Source organism: Streptomyces sp. NPDC053076 (assembly GCF_044546845.1).
Classification (GTDB): Bacteria; Actinomycetota; Actinomycetes; order Streptomycetales; family Streptomycetaceae; genus Streptomyces.
In genome coordinates this window covers 348,593-365,105 of record NZ_JBITZL010000007.1, presented here as the reverse complement: position 1 = coordinate 365,105, position 16,513 = coordinate 348,593, and the positions used below count along the sequence as shown (strand labels likewise).

At 72.7% G+C, this 16,513-nt stretch carries 17 protein-coding genes; 2 read left to right on the top strand and 15 right to left on the bottom strand.

The genetic code is table 11. From position 1 onward, the window contains the following. Positions 1-9 precede the first annotated feature (9 nt). The 5 genes from ACIGYR_RS27990 to ACIGYR_RS27970 all read right to left on the bottom strand — a co-directional run bounded on the left by ACIGYR_RS27990 (position 10) and on the right by ACIGYR_RS27970 (position 3,545). Complete coding sequence (locus tag ACIGYR_RS27990) at positions 10-1,176, bottom strand: class E sortase (protein WP_399603517.1); 1,167 nt, start codon at positions 1,174-1,176, stop codon at positions 10-12. Then, on the bottom strand, positions 1,173-1,811 hold the full coding sequence (locus ACIGYR_RS27985) for an aminodeoxychorismate/anthranilate synthase component II (RefSeq protein ID WP_351316620.1): 639 nt from the start codon (positions 1,809-1,811) through the stop codon (positions 1,173-1,175). The genes ACIGYR_RS27990 and ACIGYR_RS27985 overlap by 4 nt, the downstream gene beginning before the upstream one ends. Further along, positions 1,808-1,969, bottom strand: coding sequence for a hypothetical protein (locus ACIGYR_RS27980; RefSeq protein WP_190016099.1), 162 nt, complete (start codon positions 1,967-1,969; stop codon positions 1,808-1,810). Before ACIGYR_RS27980 ends, ACIGYR_RS27985 begins: the two co-directional genes overlap by 4 nt. Before the next feature lie 62 nt (positions 1,970-2,031). Then, on the bottom strand, positions 2,032-2,721 hold the full coding sequence (locus tag ACIGYR_RS27975; RefSeq protein WP_399603520.1) for a class E sortase: 690 nt from the start codon (positions 2,719-2,721) through the stop codon (positions 2,032-2,034). Between the two features lie 35 nt (positions 2,722-2,756). After that, complete coding sequence (locus ACIGYR_RS27970) at positions 2,757-3,545, bottom strand: DUF881 domain-containing protein (protein WP_391846090.1); 789 nt, start codon at positions 3,543-3,545, stop codon at positions 2,757-2,759. A gap of 153 nt (positions 3,546-3,698) precedes the next feature. Between ACIGYR_RS27970 and crgA the strand changes: the two genes are divergently transcribed. Further along, positions 3,699-3,953 carry a cell division protein CrgA gene (gene crgA, locus ACIGYR_RS27965; RefSeq protein ID WP_391846088.1) on the top strand — a complete coding sequence of 85 codons (255 nt, stop codon included), beginning with the start codon at positions 3,699-3,701 and terminating at the stop codon, positions 3,951-3,953. Positions 3,954-4,242: 289 nt separating this feature from the next. On the opposite strand, the gene ACIGYR_RS27960 is transcribed toward crgA, so the two are convergent. Next, complete coding sequence (locus ACIGYR_RS27960; RefSeq protein WP_399603524.1) at positions 4,243-5,136, bottom strand: rhomboid family intramembrane serine protease; 894 nt, start codon at positions 5,134-5,136, stop codon at positions 4,243-4,245. Positions 5,137-5,261: 125 nt separating this feature from the next. Then, positions 5,262-5,792: a peptidylprolyl isomerase gene (locus ACIGYR_RS27955; protein ID WP_399603527.1), complete on the bottom strand. Its 531-nt coding sequence runs from the start codon at positions 5,790-5,792 to the stop codon at positions 5,262-5,264. Positions 5,793-6,066: 274 nt separating this feature from the next. On the opposite strand from ACIGYR_RS27955, the gene ACIGYR_RS27950 reads away from it, so the two are divergent. Beyond that, on the top strand, positions 6,067-6,768 hold the full coding sequence (locus tag ACIGYR_RS27950) for a DUF5324 family protein (RefSeq protein ID WP_391846083.1): 702 nt from the start codon (positions 6,067-6,069) through the stop codon (positions 6,766-6,768). 100 nt (positions 6,769-6,868) lie between these two features. Here the strand turns inward: ACIGYR_RS27950 and ACIGYR_RS27945 are convergent, their stop codons facing one another. The 8 genes from ACIGYR_RS27945 to ACIGYR_RS27910 all read right to left on the bottom strand — a co-directional run bounded on the left by ACIGYR_RS27945 (position 6,869) and on the right by ACIGYR_RS27910 (position 16,503). Then, on the bottom strand, positions 6,869-8,065 hold the full coding sequence (locus ACIGYR_RS27945; RefSeq protein WP_399603531.1) for an acyltransferase family protein: 1,197 nt from the start codon (positions 8,063-8,065) through the stop codon (positions 6,869-6,871). A 60-nt stretch (positions 8,066-8,125) separates the two neighbouring features. Continuing rightward, positions 8,126-9,349: an LLM class flavin-dependent oxidoreductase gene (locus ACIGYR_RS27940; RefSeq protein ID WP_399603534.1), complete on the bottom strand. Its 1,224-nt coding sequence runs from the start codon at positions 9,347-9,349 to the stop codon at positions 8,126-8,128. After that, the gene (locus tag ACIGYR_RS27935; RefSeq protein WP_399603537.1) at positions 9,346-10,734 is read right to left on the bottom strand and encodes an NtaA/DmoA family FMN-dependent monooxygenase; all 1,389 of its coding nucleotides are present in this window, start codon (positions 10,732-10,734) and stop codon (positions 9,346-9,348) included. The genes ACIGYR_RS27940 and ACIGYR_RS27935 overlap by 4 nt, the downstream gene beginning before the upstream one ends. Further along, positions 10,731-11,660: a fumarylacetoacetate (FAA) hydrolase gene (locus ACIGYR_RS27930; protein ID WP_399603540.1), complete on the bottom strand. Its 930-nt coding sequence runs from the start codon at positions 11,658-11,660 to the stop codon at positions 10,731-10,733. Before ACIGYR_RS27930 ends, ACIGYR_RS27935 begins: the two co-directional genes overlap by 4 nt. A 149-nt stretch (positions 11,661-11,809) precedes the next feature. Then, positions 11,810-13,063, bottom strand: coding sequence for a pyridoxal phosphate-dependent aminotransferase (locus tag ACIGYR_RS27925; RefSeq protein WP_399604137.1), 1,254 nt, complete (start codon positions 13,061-13,063; stop codon positions 11,810-11,812). 53 nt (positions 13,064-13,116) lie between these two features. Next, a complete protein-coding gene (locus tag ACIGYR_RS27920; RefSeq protein WP_399603543.1) occupies positions 13,117-14,784 on the bottom strand; it encodes an AMP-binding protein in 1,668 nt (555 codons plus the stop codon). Then, on the bottom strand, positions 14,781-15,899 hold the full coding sequence (locus ACIGYR_RS27915) for a Glu/Leu/Phe/Val dehydrogenase dimerization domain-containing protein (RefSeq protein ID WP_399603546.1): 1,119 nt from the start codon (positions 15,897-15,899) through the stop codon (positions 14,781-14,783). The genes ACIGYR_RS27920 and ACIGYR_RS27915 overlap by 4 nt, the downstream gene beginning before the upstream one ends. A gap of 40 nt (positions 15,900-15,939) precedes the next feature. Next, positions 15,940-16,503 (bottom strand): type 1 glutamine amidotransferase, encoded by a 564-nt coding sequence (locus tag ACIGYR_RS27910; protein WP_399603548.1) that lies wholly within the window; start codon positions 16,501-16,503, stop codon positions 15,940-15,942. Positions 16,504-16,513: the final 10 nt, after the last annotated feature.

The window sequence follows — 16,513 nt, the reverse complement described above, 5'->3', positions numbered from 1 at the left end:
CGATGAGCCCTACTCGATGAGTGCGTCCGGCTTGCCCGCGCTGCGCGGGCGTTCCTGGACCATCTTGCCCCAGACGATCAGCCGGTACTTGCTGGTGAACTCCGGCGTACAGGTGGTGAGGGTGATGTAGCGGCCGGGCTCGGTGAAACCGGAGCCCGGGGGGACCGGGTCCAGCACACCCGTGTTGGACGGCGGGGTCACCGGCAGCATCGAGGTCACCTTGTACACGAAGTAGGTGTCCTGCGTCTCGACGACGACCGCGTCACCGGCCGTGAGCCTGTTGATGTACCGGAACGGCTCACCGTGCGTGTTGCGGTGCGCCGCGAGGCCGAAGTTGCCGGTCCTGTCCTGGGGCATCGCCGTCTTCAGCGGGGCCTCGCCGTAATGCCCGACCATGCCCTTGTCGAGCACCTTCTTGTTGCTGACGCCCTCCGCGATGGGCGCCACGACGTCCAGCTTCGGGATGTGCAGGATGGCGAAGCCCTGCCCCGGCTCGAAGACGCCCGGATTGCGCTTGCCGCTGGCCCAGTCGTCCTGGAGCTGGTGCGTCTCGCTGCCGGCCTGCGCGTGCGCGCGGACGTTGGTCCACCACAGCTGGTAGGTGACGAAGAGCAGCATCAGCACGCCGGTGGTGATGAACACCTCGCCGATGGCCCGGCTCGCGACGGTCGCCGGACTCGGCTTGCGCAGCCGGGCCTGCCGCCGGGCCTCCACCCGGGTCAGGGGCCGCTGCGGGTCCCGCTTTGCCGCGGGAGTCGCCGTCCCCCGGGTGCCGCTGCCGTGCCGGCCCCCGCCACGCCGCTTGGCGGCCTTTCTCCGGGCCGCACGGCCGCCCGGGGCGGCTCCGGTGGCAGGAGAGGCCGAGGGGGCCGCAGAGTCGCGTACGGGCGCGCTCTCCCGGTCGAATCGGTCCGCCCCCGGGAGGCGCAGCGCCATCGTCTCCTCGTCGGCGGGAGCCGGCGCCGTGAAGTCCCCGGCCGGCGAGGGCGACGGCGCCCTCCCTCCGCCCTGAGCGGCCCGCGGCATCGGTGCCGTCAGGTCCTCCTCGGTCAGCCGGGGCATCGGCGCCGTCGGCGGGTCCTGCCGGTGTCCCGGGTAGGGCCGCGCACCGCCGGAGGACTCGTACGGCCGCTGTCCGCCGTACAAGTCCTCGCGCTCGGGGCGCAGCGCGGTCACGCCGTGGCCCTGCCCACCACCGGGGCGAGCCCCGCCGACCTCGCGACGGCACCCTGGTCGCCGCACTCCACCAGCCAGTTGGCCAGCATCCGGTGTCCGTGCTCGGTCAGCACCGACTCGGGGTGGAACTGCACGCCCTCGACCGGGAGTTCCCGGTGGCGCAGGCCCATGATGATGCCGTCGTGCGTGCGGGCGGTCACTTCCAGCTCGGCCGGGACCGTGGCCGGTTCGGCGGCCAGGGAGTGGTAGCGGGTCGCGGTGAACGGCGAGGGCAGGCCCGCGAAGACACCCTTGCCCTCGTGCTCGACCGGCGAGGTCTTGCCGTGCAGCAGCTCGGGCGCCCGGTCGACCACACCGCCGTACGCCACCTGCATCGACTGCATGCCGAGGCACACGCCGAACACCGGGACGCCGGTGGCGGCGCAGTGCCGGACCATCTCCACGCACACGCCGGCCTGCTCGGGGGTGCCGGGGCCGGGCGAGAGCAGTACGCCGTCGAAGCCGTCCTGGGCGTGCGCCGTCGACACCTCGTCGTTGCGCAGCACCTCGCACTCGGCGCCCAGCTGGTACAGGTACTGGACGAGGTTGAAGACGAAGCTGTCGTAGTTGTCGACGACGAGAATCCGCGCACTCACTGGTTGTCCACCGTCACATCGTTGAAGGGCAGCAGCGGTTCCGCCCAGGGGAAGACGTACTGGAAGAGGACGTAGACCACGGCCAGGACCAGTACCAGCGAGACGAGCGCCTTCACCCACGCGTTCCCCGGCAGATGCCGCCAGATCCAGCCGTACATGCCGTCCCTTGCCGTCCCTTCCGTGTCCCTACGGCACCAGACCCACGCCGTACGCCACCAGACTAACGGCGCAGAGCGCTCGGTTCGCCTGCCTCCACGGGCTGTGTGGAATCCAGGTGCGCCCAGACGATCAGCCGGTGACTGTGTCCCCATTCCGGATCGCACGTGGTCAGCGTCAGATAGCGGCCCGGACGCGTATACCCGGACTTACGTGGGACAGGGCCGATCACCTCGACATCGGTCGGCACGGTTTTGTAGGGCCCTTTGTCGATCCGATACGTGAACCAGGTCGTACCCTCCGTGAGCACCACCGCGTCGCCCGGCCGCAGCTTCGGGAAGTCCTTGAGCGGGTCGCCGTAGGTCCGGCGGTGCCCGGCGACCGCGAAGTTGCCCCGCTGCCCGAGCCGCGCGGTCCCCCGGTAGTGGGCGAGTCCCTCGGCCAGCACGTCCCGGCCGGTGCCCTCCAGCACCGGCTTGTTCCACGTGAAACCGAGCCGCGGGATGTACATGATCGCGAACGGGCTGCCGTAGCGGTACGGCTCCGGCTTCGCCATGGACGCCGTCCGCTCGCCCGGGGTGTCCGCCGGCCGCACGTTCCCCTGGGACCACCGCCGGTGCAGCTGGTCGATCTGGTCGCTCATCGCGCCGTCGGCCCGCACGCCCGTCCAGAAGAGCACGTAGGCGACGAAGAGCACGATCAGGGTGCCGAGGGTGATGCACAGTTCGCTGACGGTCCTGACGATCACACGCACCGGCGGCTCCTGACCGGGACCTACCTGGGACCTGCCTACTCCACTGGCTTCGCGTAGTGCAGATCCACTGTGCCGGAGTAGCCGGGAAGAGTCACCGTCCCGTCGTCGGTGACTTTCCAGCCGAGCCCGTAGACGTTGACGTAGACCATGTAGGTCTGGATCGCCTTGCTGTCCGCGAGTGCCTGCTTCAGCCGGTCCGGGTCCCCGACCGCCGTGATCTTGTACGGCGGTGAGTAGACGCGGCCCTGGAGGATCAGCGTGTTGCCGACGCAGCGCACCGCGCTGGTGGAGATCAGCCGCTGGTCCATGACCTTGATGCCCTGGGCGCCGCCCTGCCACAGGGCGTTCACCACGGCCTGCAGATCCTGCTGGTGGATGACCAGGTAGTCGGGCTGCGGCTCGGGGTAGCCGGGGAGCTTGGCGGTGGCGTCGGGCGGGGCGTCGTTCAGGGTGACGGTGACGGCCTTCCCGGTGAGCTTCCGGGTGCCCGCCCGTCCCTCCAGCCCGCCGAGCCTGTCGTCCTCGGCCTTGGTGCTGCCGTCGTCGCTCTCGGCGAGCGACTCCACGCTGTCGCGCAGGGCCGCGTTGGACTCGTCCAGCTCCTTGTTCTTGCGGCTGCGCTGCTGGATCAGGTCGGACAGCTTCAGCAGGGAGCCGTCCTGGCGGATGTCGGTGCCCTTGGCCGTGTTGAAGCTGGTGAAGAAGATGAGCCCGGCGAGGGCGAAGACGGCGGCCGTGAGCACCCGCACGGGCCGGAAACGCGGCCTGCGGACAGGGCCGGAGCCCGTTGATCCCGTCCCGGGGGAGTCGGCAGAATTGCTCAACGTACCCTTATCTCCTTCGGCGCCACGGAAGCACTACGCTAACGGACGCCCGGGGGAGCACACAGAGTCGTCATGTTGGCCCCTTGTACGCTGCCCCCGAGCCCGACCCAGTTACCTGCGCGGCCACGCAGCGCATCGACAGGAGAGACCCTCGTGCCGAAGTCACGTATCCGCAAGAAGGCCGATTTCACGCCGCCGCCGGCCAAGCAGGCGCAGGCCATCAGGCTGACCAATCGGGCCTGGGTCGCGCCGGTCATGCTGGCCATGTTCCTGATCGGCCTGGCCTGGATCGTCGTCTTCTACGTGACCGACGGTTCGCTGCCGATCGACAGCCTGGACAACTGGAACATCGTGGTCGGCTTCGGCTTCATCGCCGCCGGGTTCGGTGTCTCCACGCAGTGGAAGTAGCCGGGCGGCAGGGCTGCGGCGCCTTCGCGACAGCTCTGCCCAGGGCTATCCACTGAGTTATCCACAGCCGTTTTCCACAGTGGGGAAAAAGAACGACGATCTGTGGATAACCCGTCGGATGTTGACGCCGGTGTGACTGGTCAACCGACTCTCAGACATCCGTTCGCCCCCTGTCCGACCTGCGGAAACACATCCGAGCGACAGGGGGCACAGCTGTGCCCGCACCGTATGCACAAGATCCGGCACACGCTGTGGACAACGGTTCGGCCGCAGCGTGTTCCCCCACTCCTCAGGTGAGCTGAGCGGTCCTGACCAGCACGAGGGCCACGGCCACGGCAAGGACGACGGCACAGGTGCCGTACTGCACCAGCGACCGCTTCTCGCGCGGGGCGTGCACCATCGCGTACCCGGTGACGACACCGGCGACGAGCCCTCCGATGTGCCCCTGCCAGGAGATGTTCATGGCCGGGTTGAAGGTGAAGATCAGGTTGATCACCAGCAGCGCGACGATCGGCCGCAGGTCGTAGTTGAGCCGGCGCATCAGCACGGCGGTGGCGCCGAAGAGCCCGTAGATCGCGCCCGAGGCACCGAGCGTGGGGGTCGCGGGCGAGGTGAGCAGGTAGGCCAGCGCGCTGCCGGCCAGCCCGGAGACGAAGTAGACCGCCAGATAACGGGCCCGGCCGAGGGCCGCTTCGAGCGGGCCGCCGAGCCACCACAGGCTCAGCATGTTGAAGCCGATGTGCCAGTACTCCTCGTGCGCGAACATCGACGTCACCAGGCGGTACCACTCGCCCCCGGCGACACCCGAGGTCGGCGGAGACGGCTTCGGGGGCCAGGCGCCGTAGAGCACCACGTGGTCCAGCAGGGAGCGGTCGGCCTGGATCGCGATGAAGACCGCGAGGTTGATCCCGATCAGGATCTTGGTGAGCAGCCGGGGGTCGGCCGTGACCGTGCCGCCGGCGATCGTGCGCGGCCGGGACGCCCGCGGCGCCGGCCCCGTCCCCGTCCCAGAACCGCCGCGGACACAGTCCGGGCACTGGAAACCGACCGAGGCGCTGACCATGCACTCGGGGCAGATGGGCCGTTCACAGCGGGTGCAGCGCACGCCGGTCTCGCGGTCCGGGTGCCGGTAGCACACGGGCACGCTGCGGGCGTCCTGCGCGCTCCCTGCGGCCTGCTCCATCAGATCCCCTTGCTCGTCGTATGCCTGCCTGACAGCACTATCCTGCCCCGCTCAGCCTTACGGTCGAGCGGGGTGTTCGGTTCCCTACGGGAATTTCCGGTACCCGGGACGCCGGAGGGACGGCCTCAGCCCTCGCGCGTCTCGATGACCACCGTCTCGAGGACGACGTCGACGAGGGGCCGGTCGTTGCGCCCGGTCGGCACGCGCGCGATGGCGTCGACGACCTTCCGGCCGACCGGACCGGTGACCTCGCCGAAGATGGTGCGCTTGCCGTTCAGCCAGGTGCTCGGGGTGACGGTGATGAAGAACTGCGAGCCGTTGGTGCCCGGCCCGGCGTTGGCCATCGCCATCAGATACGGGGTGTCGAAGGCCAGGTCCGGGTGGCACTCGTCCTCGAACCCGTAGCCGGGGCCCCCGAGGCCGTTGCCCAGGGGGTCACCGCCCTGGATCATGAAGCCGCCGATGACGGCGTGGAAGACCGTGCCGTCGTACAGCCGGTCTCTGCTGCGCACGCCGGTGCCGGGATGCGTCCACTCCCGTTCGCCGCGGGCCAGTTCCACGAAGTTCCTGACCGTGACGGGAGCGTGCAGCGGGAAGAGCCGGACCTCGATCTCGCCGAGGGTGGTCTTCAGGGTCGCGTACAACTGCTCTGCCACGGTCCGCCTTCCGTTGTCGTCCGCCCGGACACGTCGATCCTTCCACGCCCCCGGCCCCGCGTCGCCGAGCGGCCACGAGTTCCGCCGGGCGGGCGGCGCGTCCGGGCGATTCGTGGCAGTGTCGACGACGGGCCTTGTTGCCCGCCATCAAGCCGAAGAGAGCGACCAGCACCCATATGCCCGTCCGCGCATGCCGCACCGGCCGTCGGCAGGCATGATCCGTAAAAGGGTGGAAAGTCGAAATACCGTACCGCCACCGAGGAGGAGGAAACCCGTGACCCGCATCGACAGCGTGCGCGCCGCGACCGGCTCGGCGAAGGACAGCGTGCTGCACGCCGCGGAAGTGGTGGCGCCCTACGCCGACACGGCCAAGGAGCGTGCCGCGTACTACGCGCAGGAGGCACGCGTACGGCTGGCGCCCGTGGTGTCGCAGGCCGCCGAACAGGCCCGCGAACAGTACGACGCCCGGCTCGCCCCGCGCCTGGAGCAGGCTCGCGCCCACGTACCGCCGAAGGTGGACCTCGCCGCGCACGAGGCCGCCGTCCGTACCCGCAAGGCCGCCCGGCAGGCCGCCGACTACTCGCGCCCCAGGATCGAGCAGGCCGTGGCGGCGACCGCTCCGGTGCGCGACGAGGCCGCCGCGCGCGGCGCCGCCGCCCTGGTCGCGCTGCGCGGTCAGGTATCGGCCCAGGACATCCAGAAGCTGGCCCGGCGCAACCAGCGGCGGTCCCGGGCCGGCCGCGCCGTGAAGATCGCCGCGCTGCTGACCGCCCTGGCGGGCGGCGCCTTCGCGGCCTGGAAGTGGTGGGACAAGCAGGCCAACCCCGACTGGCTGGTCGAACCGCCCGCGGCGACGGAGGTCCCCGACTCGCCCCGCCTCAGCTCCGTGGACGGCACCGGCGCCACGGGCCTGGACCCGGAGGTGCAGGCGAAGCAGGCGGAGGAGGAAGCCGCCCACCGCGACGAGGAGTCCTGAGCCCAGGGGCTCCGGGCCCCGCGCGTGACGTGCCGCCGCCGGCCGGGCGAACCCGGCCGGCGGCGGCACGTCGGTGCCGGCCCGGGCCGGCCCGAGAACCTCATCGCCTGGCGTAGGCGGAGATCGCGGGCTTCATGAAGCGGTTGACCGGGGTCTCGACGAAGCGGTACGAGATCATGGAGACGGCGACGCTGAGCGCGTAGAAGGCCAGGACGAAGAGCACGCCCGCGGCGACCGAGTTGCCCCAGGGGTGCAGATACCGCCGGCACACCAGGATGAGGGCCCACTGGTACATGTAGATGCCGAACGTGTACTTGCCGTAGGCCGAGATGTTCGTGATCACGCGGTTCTCCCGGGCGCCGGGCGTGTTCCAGCGGGCGATCTCCCTGGCCGCCAGCGCGCCGATGAGCAGGACGACCGGGACGATCGTCAGCGCCGTCAGGTCGAGCAGGATCGGCGCCCACAGCTCCTCGACCGCCACCGCGAGCACGAGCAGCACGGTGGGCAGCCAGACGTTCCGCGTCCACCTGCCGCGCAGCACCAGCAGGCAGATCACCATGCCGCACAGCGCCTCCAGGACACGGGTGAGCGGGAAGACGTAGACGAGCCAGTACTTCCACTCCGAGACCCGCACGGCGTGGCCGCGCTCGGTGAACGCCGCGTTCGCGAAGGTCGCCCCGTCCGGGAGGAGTTGCAGCACGAGCGGCAGCAGCACCACGACCGCGATGAGACCGGTCAGCAGGCCGAACCAGAACCGGTCGCCGCGACGGGTCAGGAACCGGTGGACGGCCGGGAACACCGCGTACAGGACGAGTTCGGTCGACAGGGTCCAGGCCGGTGCGTTGGCCGCCCAGTAGACGCCGTGGTCCGGGAACCAGCCCTGGAACAGGGTCAGGGTGGCGAACAGGCCGGTGGCCGGGGAGGTGGCAGCGAAGGCGCACACGACCACGGCCCAGGTCAGGAAGTGCACCGGCAGGATGCGCAGCAGCCGGCGGGCCCGGAAGGCGCGGTCCGGCGGACGTTCCGTCGAGATCCAGGTCAGGATGAAGCCGCTGAGGACGATGAAGAACGACACGGCGTTGAAGCCCGCCGGGTTGAAGAGGCGGTAGTACGTCTGCTGCACCGTGCGGTCCCGGAAGACCTTCTCGAAGGACAGGTGCGAGGCCAGGATGCAGAAGGACGGCAGCAGCCGCGCGGCGGCGATGAAACTGAGCTGTCTCGCCGCCGGGCGGTGCGCCGACTTCTCCGTACCGGCAGGGGCGTCGGGTGAGGCGGATGTCCTCGCATCGGTAGCCACCCTCGCAGCCTCACATCCTCACACTGGTGTGAGGGGCAAGCGGTCGGTGTGTGAGAACGGTCACCGGCGGGATCGGCCGGCCCGCGCGTAGCGGCTGTCGGGGCGCGGCAGGCACAGATGGCCCCGCAGCGTCGTCGCGTCGTAGGCGGTGCGGAACGCCCCGCGCCGCCGCAACTCCGGTACCAGGCCGCGGGTGATCTCCAGCAGGTCGTGCGGCAGCGTGCCGGGGCGCAGCCGGAAACCGTCGAGTCCGGCCTCCCGCCAGTCCAGCAACAGGTCGGCGAGTTCGCCCGGGGTGCCGGTGAACACCTCGGCGTCGGAGGCGAGTTCGGTGCCTGCCAGAGCGTCGAGGTGTGCCTTGCGCCGCGCGGCGGCACCCGGCTCGGCGTCCAGGAGGACGAGCAGTTCGGCGAACCGCAGCAGCGGCCGGGCGCGGGTGTCGCGGCCGACGCGGGCGACGGCCGTGTCCACCTGGGCGAGGGTCGCCGCGGCTCCCGCGCGGTCGTGCGGCGTGATCCACACGGCGTCGCAGGAGCGCGCCGCGAACTCGTAGGGCACGGAGGCGTGCGCCAGGCTCATCACCGGCGGCTGCCCCTGCGGCGGACGCGGGACGGTGGAAGGGCCCCGGACGCTGAAGTGCTCGCCCGCGAAGTCGATGTGGTGCACCTTGTCACGGTCGATGAAGCGGCCGGTGGCCACGTCCCGGATCTCCGCGTCGTCCTCCCAGCTGTCCCACAGCCGCCGGGCGGCCTCCACCGCGTCGGCGGCCTCGCCGAACAGCGGGCGCAGCCGCCGGCCGATCCGTTCCGGGTCGCGCACGTCGTCGTCGGTGAGCTGCGGCGTCGTACGGCGGCCGAAGTGGGTGGCGTCGGCGGCGCGCGAGGCGATCTGCGGGCGCAGACCGGCCCGGCCCGTGCTCACGTGGTCGAGGGTGGCGACGCCGGTGGCCACGTGGAACGGCTCGGTGTGGGTGACGTTCGCGGTCGGGACCAGGCCGATGTGCGTGGTCAGGGGCGCCACGCGGGCCGCGAGCAGGACCGCGTCCAGGTTGCCGCGCACCTGGTCGGTGCGGTCGTCGGGCCGGTGGAAGGCGGCCGACTGCACACCGAGCGCGTCCTCGAAGGTGACGAAGTCGAGCAGGCCGCGCTCGGCCTCGGTGACCAGGTCCGCCCAGTACTCGGCGCTGAACAGCGCGCCGGGCCGGGCGTCCGCGGCCCGCCAGGCCGCCGGGTGCCAGCCGGCGGCGTCGAGGGCTACGGCGAGGTGCAGCGGGGGTACGGTCACGAGACCTCCTCCTCGGCAGTGGGGTCCGCGGTGGCGCGTGCCGTGCGGTGCGGCAGACCCAGGTGGTCACGCAGGGTGGAGCCCGTGTAGTCCTGCCGGAAGACGCCCTTGTCCTGGAGCAGCGGCACGACCCGGGCCACGAAGTCGTCCAGGCCGCCGGGGGTCAGGTGCGGGACGAGGACGAAGCCGTCCGCGCCGTCGGTCCGTACGAAGTGGTCCATCGCGTCGGCGACGGTGTGCGGGGCGCCGACGAAGGTCTGTCCGCCGGTGACCTCGATGACCAGTTCACGGATGCTCAGGCCGCGTTCCTCGGCGAGGGACCGCCAGCGCCGCGCGGTCTCGGCGCGGTCCCGGCGGAACAGCGAATGCCCCTTCAGCATCAGCGAGTCGGGTTCGGGTTCGATGTCCGGCAGCGGGCCGTCGGGGTCGTGACCGGACAGGTCCCGGCCCCAGACGGCCTCCAGGTGCGCGATCGCGGTCTGCGGGCTCACCTGGGCGCGGGTGATCTCGTCGGCGTACGCGGCGGCCTCCGCGTCGCTGTCGGCGACCACCACGGTGGCCGTCGGCAGGATCTTCAGCTCGTCCGGGCCGCGGCCGTACCGGGGCAGGCGGGCCTTGACGTCCCGGTAGAAGGAGCGGGCCTGGTCGAGCCGGTTGTACTTGCTGAAGACGACGTCGGCCTCGGCGGCGGCGAAGTCGCGGCCCGGGCCGGACTCGCCCGCCTGGATGATCACCGGGTGCCCCTGCGGCGGGCGCGGGGTCGTGAAGCGGCCGGAGATGCCGAAGTGCCGGCCGTGGTGCGCGAAGCGGCCGGCGCCGGGCCGGACGAACGTGCCGGCCGCCGCGTCGGCGCGCACGTCGCCGTCGGCCCAGCTGTCCCACAGCTCACGCGCGGTGGCCAGGAACTCCGCCGCGCGCCCGTACCGGTCGGCCTCGGCGAGGAATCCGCCCCGCCGGAAGTTCTCGCCGGTGAAGGCGTCGAAGCTGGTGACCACGTTCCAGGCGGAGCGCCCGCCGCTGAGGTGGTCGAGGGTGGCCAGCCGGCGCGCCACCTCGTAGGGCTCGTTGAAGGTGGCGTTGACGGTGGCGGCGAGGCCCAGCCGGGTGGTGACCGCGGCCAGGGCGCTCAGCTGCGTGAGGTTCTCGGGCCGGCCCACCACGTCGAGGTCGTACAGCCGTCCCTTGTGCTCGCGCGGCCGCAGGCCCTCGGCCAGGAAGAAGAAGTCGAACCGGCCGCGCTCGGCGGTCCGCGCCAGGTGCAGGAACGAGTCGAAGGCGATCTGGCTCTTGGAGCGCGGGTCCGACCAGACGGTCACATTGTGGATGCCGGGCAGCTGGGCCGCGAGGTGCATCTGCTTGCGTCCGGCGGCGGCCGGGCCGCTCATGAGGCGGGGAGCACGGCCGCGGGGGCCGGGGAGACGTACCGCACCGTGTTCTCGAAGCTGACGCCGTGGCTCTTGACGTCGATGCCGATGCGGTCGCCGTCGGCGATCCGGAAGCCGTCGTGGAAGCTGGCCTCGTCGGCGCCCAGCAGCACGTAGTTGACCAGGCCGGGCCGCCGGACCGCCGGGAAGGAGAACAGGTGCTCCGCCATGTCCCGGACCCGGAAGTACAGCGCGTCGCCGCCGCAGTCGAAGCTGCCCTCCCAGGCCGTCGCGCCGTCCCGCACGATGGTGACCCGGCCGGTCGCCGAGCGCGGCGGCGGGCCGAGGAACAGCCAGGGCGCGAGCGCGGTGTCGCACAGCTTGCAGTACGGGTTGTAGCCCGGGTCCTTGCGGTGCAGGCCGATGTCGCACAGGTCGTTGCCGAAGGTGTAGCCGGCGTAGTGGGGGGTGCCGTCGGCGTCGTTGACGTACACGAGCACGACCTCCGGCTCCTCGATGAGGGCGATCGGGGCGGCGGGCACGGTCAGTGGTTCGCCGGGCAGCCGGGCCCAGTCGCCGAAGCCCTTGAAGAACCACTTGGGCGGCGTGAACTCGCCGTCCTCCGGCTGGCTCTGCCCGCCCCACTTCTTCTTGTGCGTGCCCATGAAGCCGCTCAGCAGCGCGGCGCCGGACGCCTGGGGCAGCAGCGGCACCAGGGGGCGCACGGCCGGGTCGCCGGCGGGGACGACGACCGTCTCGGCGCCCTCGGTGACGGCTGCCCGGACGGCGTCCGCGGAGCCGTCGGTGCCGGTGAAGGCGGCGGCCAGGGCGCCCTCGGCGACCCGGTACAGCGTCTGCGGTTCACCCGGTCGGGGCCGGCCGAAGGTGACGTGGCGGCCGTCTTCGTAGGTGACCTCGGTGAGCACGGGCGGCAGGGACTGGGACACGGGGAAGCCTCCAGGCGCGGTCAGAAGCGGGGTGTGGTCAGGGCGGTCAGGGGCGGGGGTCGGTCAGGGGCGTCGGTCGGTCACGGGCGGGGGTCGGTCAGGGGCGGGGGTCGGTCAGGGGGCGGGGGTCGGTCAGGGGGCGGGGGCGGTCAGGGGCGGGGGGCGGTCAGGTCGGTCAGGGCCTCGCCGAGGTGGTCGAGGCCCTCGCGGACCCACGGCAGGACGAGCGGGTCGGGCGCGGTCAGCGCGGTGGTGCGCCGCTCGTCGGTGTCGCCGTACAGGCGGCTGGTGGCGGCGCGGATCCGCAGCGCGCGGTCCGGCTCGCCGAAGGCGCTCGCCGGCAGGACGCCGACGCCGTGCCGCTCCACGAGCAGCCGGACCAGGTCGGCGCCGCCGGTGACACCGTGCGCCGCGGCGAGGCGGGCGCGCAGTGGCTCGAAGTCCGGGTAGAGGTAGCAGGTGGCGGTCACCGGCGCGAGCAGCGCGCCGACCGCGGTGAAGCGCTCGGCCGCCGCGCGGGCCACCGTCGCGTGCAGTCGGCGGCCGGCCGCGATCCGCTCGGTGATCTCCGGCGGCTCGGTGAAGGCCCAGGCCGCCGCCGTCTGCATCGGGGCGGGCGGGCTGGACCAGATCTGGCTGGCGACGGAGAGCAGCGTGGCGCGCAGTTCGTGCCCGGCCGGGCTGTCGGGCAGCCGGGCCACGCCGGTGCGCCAGCCGCCGACCGCCAGGTTCTTGGTGAGACCGGTGGTGACGACGGTGCGCTCGGGGGCGTATGCCGCCGGAGAGACGGCGGGCCGGCCGGGGTCGTGGACGAGGTCGCCGTAGATCTCGTCGGAGATCACGACCAGGTCCAGGTCGCGGGCCGTCTCGGTCAGGCGCCGCACGGTCTCGGGTGAGGCGACGGTGCCGGTCGGGTTGTCCGGCACCGTCACCACCACGGCGCGCGGGTCCTGCCCGGCGGCGCGCGCGAGGGTGACCGCCGCGCGCAGCCGCTCGGGATCCGGGACACCGCCCTCGCCCGGCAGGATCGGCACCGGCAGCGCCCGCCCGCCCGCGAGCCGGACCTGCGCCGCGTAGCTGACCCAGCTCGGCACGGGCACCACCACGTCGCCGCCGGCCGCGAGGACCAGCGTGTACAGCAGCGCCTTGCTGCCCGGGCCGGCCACCACGAGACCGGGGTCGGTGGGCAGACCGCGCCGCTGCCAGTAGCCGGCGGCGGCCTCGCGCAGCGCGGGGCCGCCGGCCACCGGTCCGTAGGCGTTCTCCCCGGCCGCCGCGGCCAGCCGCTCGCGCAGCGCGGGGAGCACGGGCAGACCGATCTCGCCGCTGGTCATGGGCAGCACGCGCTGTCCCGAGCGGCGCCGTTCCGCCAGGGCGGCGTCGGCGGCGAGGGTCGCCGACATGGGGACGGCCGCGGCCCGTCGCGGGGCCGCCTGCGGGGCCGTGGGCACGCGGCTCACCCCGTCCCGTACCGCTGGCGCAGCTCGGCCTTGCGGACCTTGCCGGTCAGCGTCTTGGGCAGCGCGGGCACCAGCTCGACGCGGTCCGGCAGGAAGCGCTCGTCGTGCCCCGCCTCCCGGATCCGGTCCCGGATCCCGGCCAGTGTCGGGCCCTGCTCGCCGCGCGGGACCACGACCGCGCAGATCACGGGGTCGGCGTCGGCGGTGCTCGGCGGCAGGCCGACCAGCGCGGCCTCGACGGCCCCGGGGTGACCGCCGATGACCGCCTCCAGCTCCGTCATGGGGGCGACCCGCCCGTCGCGGACGATGGCGTCGCGGGCCCGGCCGACGATGCGCAGGCCGCCGCGGCCGTCGTCCCGGGCCAGGTCGCCGGTGTCGAACCAGCCGTCCGCGTCGAACTCGGCGGCGAAGACGTCCTCGCGCCGGTAGTAGCCGAGCGCGAGCGAGGCGCCGCGCACCCGGAGCCGGCCCGTGCCGTCGGCGCCGGGCGCCTCGATCCGGGTGCGCATGGCGTCGATGGCGCGGCCGTTGCTGTGCGCGGCCCAGTCCTCCGGGTCGGTGGGCCGGGTCATGGTGACCGGACCGTTCTCGGACATGCCCCACAGCGAGTACGTCCGCGCGCCCAGCGTCGCGTGCACCTCGTCGGCGAGTTCCTCCAGGACCTGGGCCGAGCCGATGACCACGTGCCGCAGCGTGCTGGTGTCCCGCCGCACGGCCCGCTGCGACGCGGCGACGTCCGCGAGCGTGGCCGGCGGCCCGTACAGCAGCGTGGCCCCGTAGCGCTCGACCAGGTCCAGCAGGGCCTCGTTGCGGCGCACGTCCTGGAAGGCGACGGTGCCACCGAGCATGACGCCCGCGAGGACGCCCTGCGCGAAGCCGGAGTAGTGCACGAGCGGCGTGGACACGGCGGCCACCCAGTCGTCGCCGAGCCCGAAGGCGTCGACGTAGCCGCGGACGGCCGAGTGGACCGTGTTCGGGCTGTGCAGGACGCCCTTCGACTCACCGGTGGTGCCGGAGGTGAACAGCACCACGAACGGCTCGTCGGCCCCCAGCGCCAGGCCGTCCAGCTCGGCCGCGCCGGGCTCCTCCTCGCGGGCCACGGCCACGAAGTGCTCGTGGAAGGAGAGCGCGCCGTTGGGCACCGGGCCGTCCACCACCGCGACGTGGGCGAGCGTGGGCAGCTCGGCCCGCAGCCCGGTGACGATCTCCGCCAGCGGTGTGCCCGACCACTCGGGGAGCGTGACGCAGACCCGGGCCTCGGTCAGTCCGAGGCGGTGCCGCAGCTCCTCCTCGGGGCAGATCGGGGAGATCGGGCAGATGACGGCGCCGACGCGCATGCACGCGAAGATCAGCGGCACCATCTCCCACCGGTTGGGCAGCTGTACGGCGACGACGTCGCCCCTGCGCACGCCGAGCCGAAGCAGCGCGAGCGCGAACCGGTCGGTGAGCCGGGCCAGTTCGGCGTAGTCCAGGGTGTCGGTGCGGGCCTCGGCGACGCGGCGCGCGGCGATCGCCGGCTTGTGCGGGTGCTCGCGGGCCCGGCGGCGCAGGTCGTCGAGGAAGGTCTCGTCGCGCCACCAGCCGCGGCGCCGGTACTCGGCCGCGTCCTCTCCGGGTGCCGCGGTGGCCGGTCCGGGGTGGCGGGCGGCGGCCGGGGCGGTCATCGGCGGTCCTCGCGGCGGGCCGCGAGCAGCTCCGGCAGCGGGTCGCCCGCCCGGCCGGCCGCGATCTCCAGCAGGTCACGGGTGTTGCGCCGGACGCGGTCGCCGATCCAGTCGAAGACCCACGCCTTGCGGGCGTCGGCGGCCAGCCCGAAGGGGACGACCCGGGTGACGGCCAGGGCGGCGGCGCCGGCCCCGCCGATGTTGGCGATGACCCCCGGCACCAGCGTGGCGCCGGCGGCCCGTGCCTTCTCCCGCGCCTCGGCGTCGGAGGCGAGGTTGGCGCCCTCGACGACCAGGGCGGCACGCAGCCGGTGGGCGTTCTCGGCGTTCAGCGCGTGCTTCTGGGCGGCGAGGACCAGCACGTCGGCGTCGACGTCGAGCCACGCGTCCGGCGCGCTGGAGGTGGTGACGTGCTGCGGCAGGCGGGCGCGGTCGATCCGGCCGAACTCGTCGGTGACAGCGGCCAGTTCGGCCACCGGCAGCCGGTCGGCACTGATGGTGCCCTGCACGTCGGCGACGGCCACGACGACATGGCCGCGGTCCTCCAGGAACTGCGCGACCGCGCGGCCCACGGCGCCGAAGCCCTGCACCACCACGCGGGCGGCCTCGCCGCGACCGCTCGCCTCCAGGGCGGTGACCGCGGCGACACCGACGCCGTGCCCGGTGACGTCGATGAGCGGCTCGTAGTAGGTGCGCCAGTCGACGGGCATGTCCGGGGCGCCCAGGCGGTAGCGCGGGTCGTAGCCCGCCTCGTCGAAGAACACGGCCCGGTCGGCAGGGGTGACGCCCATGTCGATGCCGAGGTGGATGCCGCCGTGCAGCAGGGGCTTGACGGTGCGGCCGAAGGTGCGGAAGGTCTCCTCGCGGTTGCCGCCGTCGGAGACGATGCCGCCCTTGGCGCCGCCGATGCGCAGGCCCGCGAGCGTGAACTTGTCGGTCATGTCCCGGGCCAGGCCGCGGACTTCCTCCTCGGTGACTCCGGGGGTCATCCGCACGCCGCCCATGGCCAGGCCGTCGACGAGCGTGTCGACGACCACCCAGCTCCTGATGGTGCCGCCGCTGCCGTTCAGGTGGACGGTGAACGCGGGCTCCTGGGTGTCTTCCACAAAGCTCATGTCAACTCTCAAGTCCTCGTGAGTGGTGGATCGGTGGCGGTCACTTGTAGAGCTGCGTGAAACCCCGCAGGATCTCCAGGCCGTCGCTGCGGAACTCCAGATGCGCCTGGGAACCGAGGATGCGTCCGTCGTCGGAGCGCAGGAACTCCACGGGCGCGTGCACGGAGCGGCCGATGGAGCGGAAGCCCTGCGGGGCCTGCTGGAGGTAGAGGGTGTGCCGGTGGAACACCGTCACCGTCGGTTTGACGTAACTGAACAGCGGTTCTTCCGTGTCGACCTGCACCTCGTAGCCGCCGACCCGCTGCGGGCCCTCGGCGAGTCGGCCGCCGGCCGAGACGGCCAGGATCTGCATGCCTCCGCAGATGCCGAAGACCGGTACGCCGGAGGTCATGACGAGGTCGACGAGCGGCTTGTAGTGGTCCTGGTCGTAGGCCCGCACCTTGGTGCCGCTCAGCACGATCGCCTGGTAGCGGCCGTCGGGGCGGGTGGGGACGGACGCCGCGTCGACGGCGTCGGTCGCCGAGCCCAGCTCCTCGAAGCGGCGGCGCAGCTGGGGCAGGGACAGGGTTCCGTTGTTGACGACCAGGACACGGGGCTGCGCCACGGGCGTACTC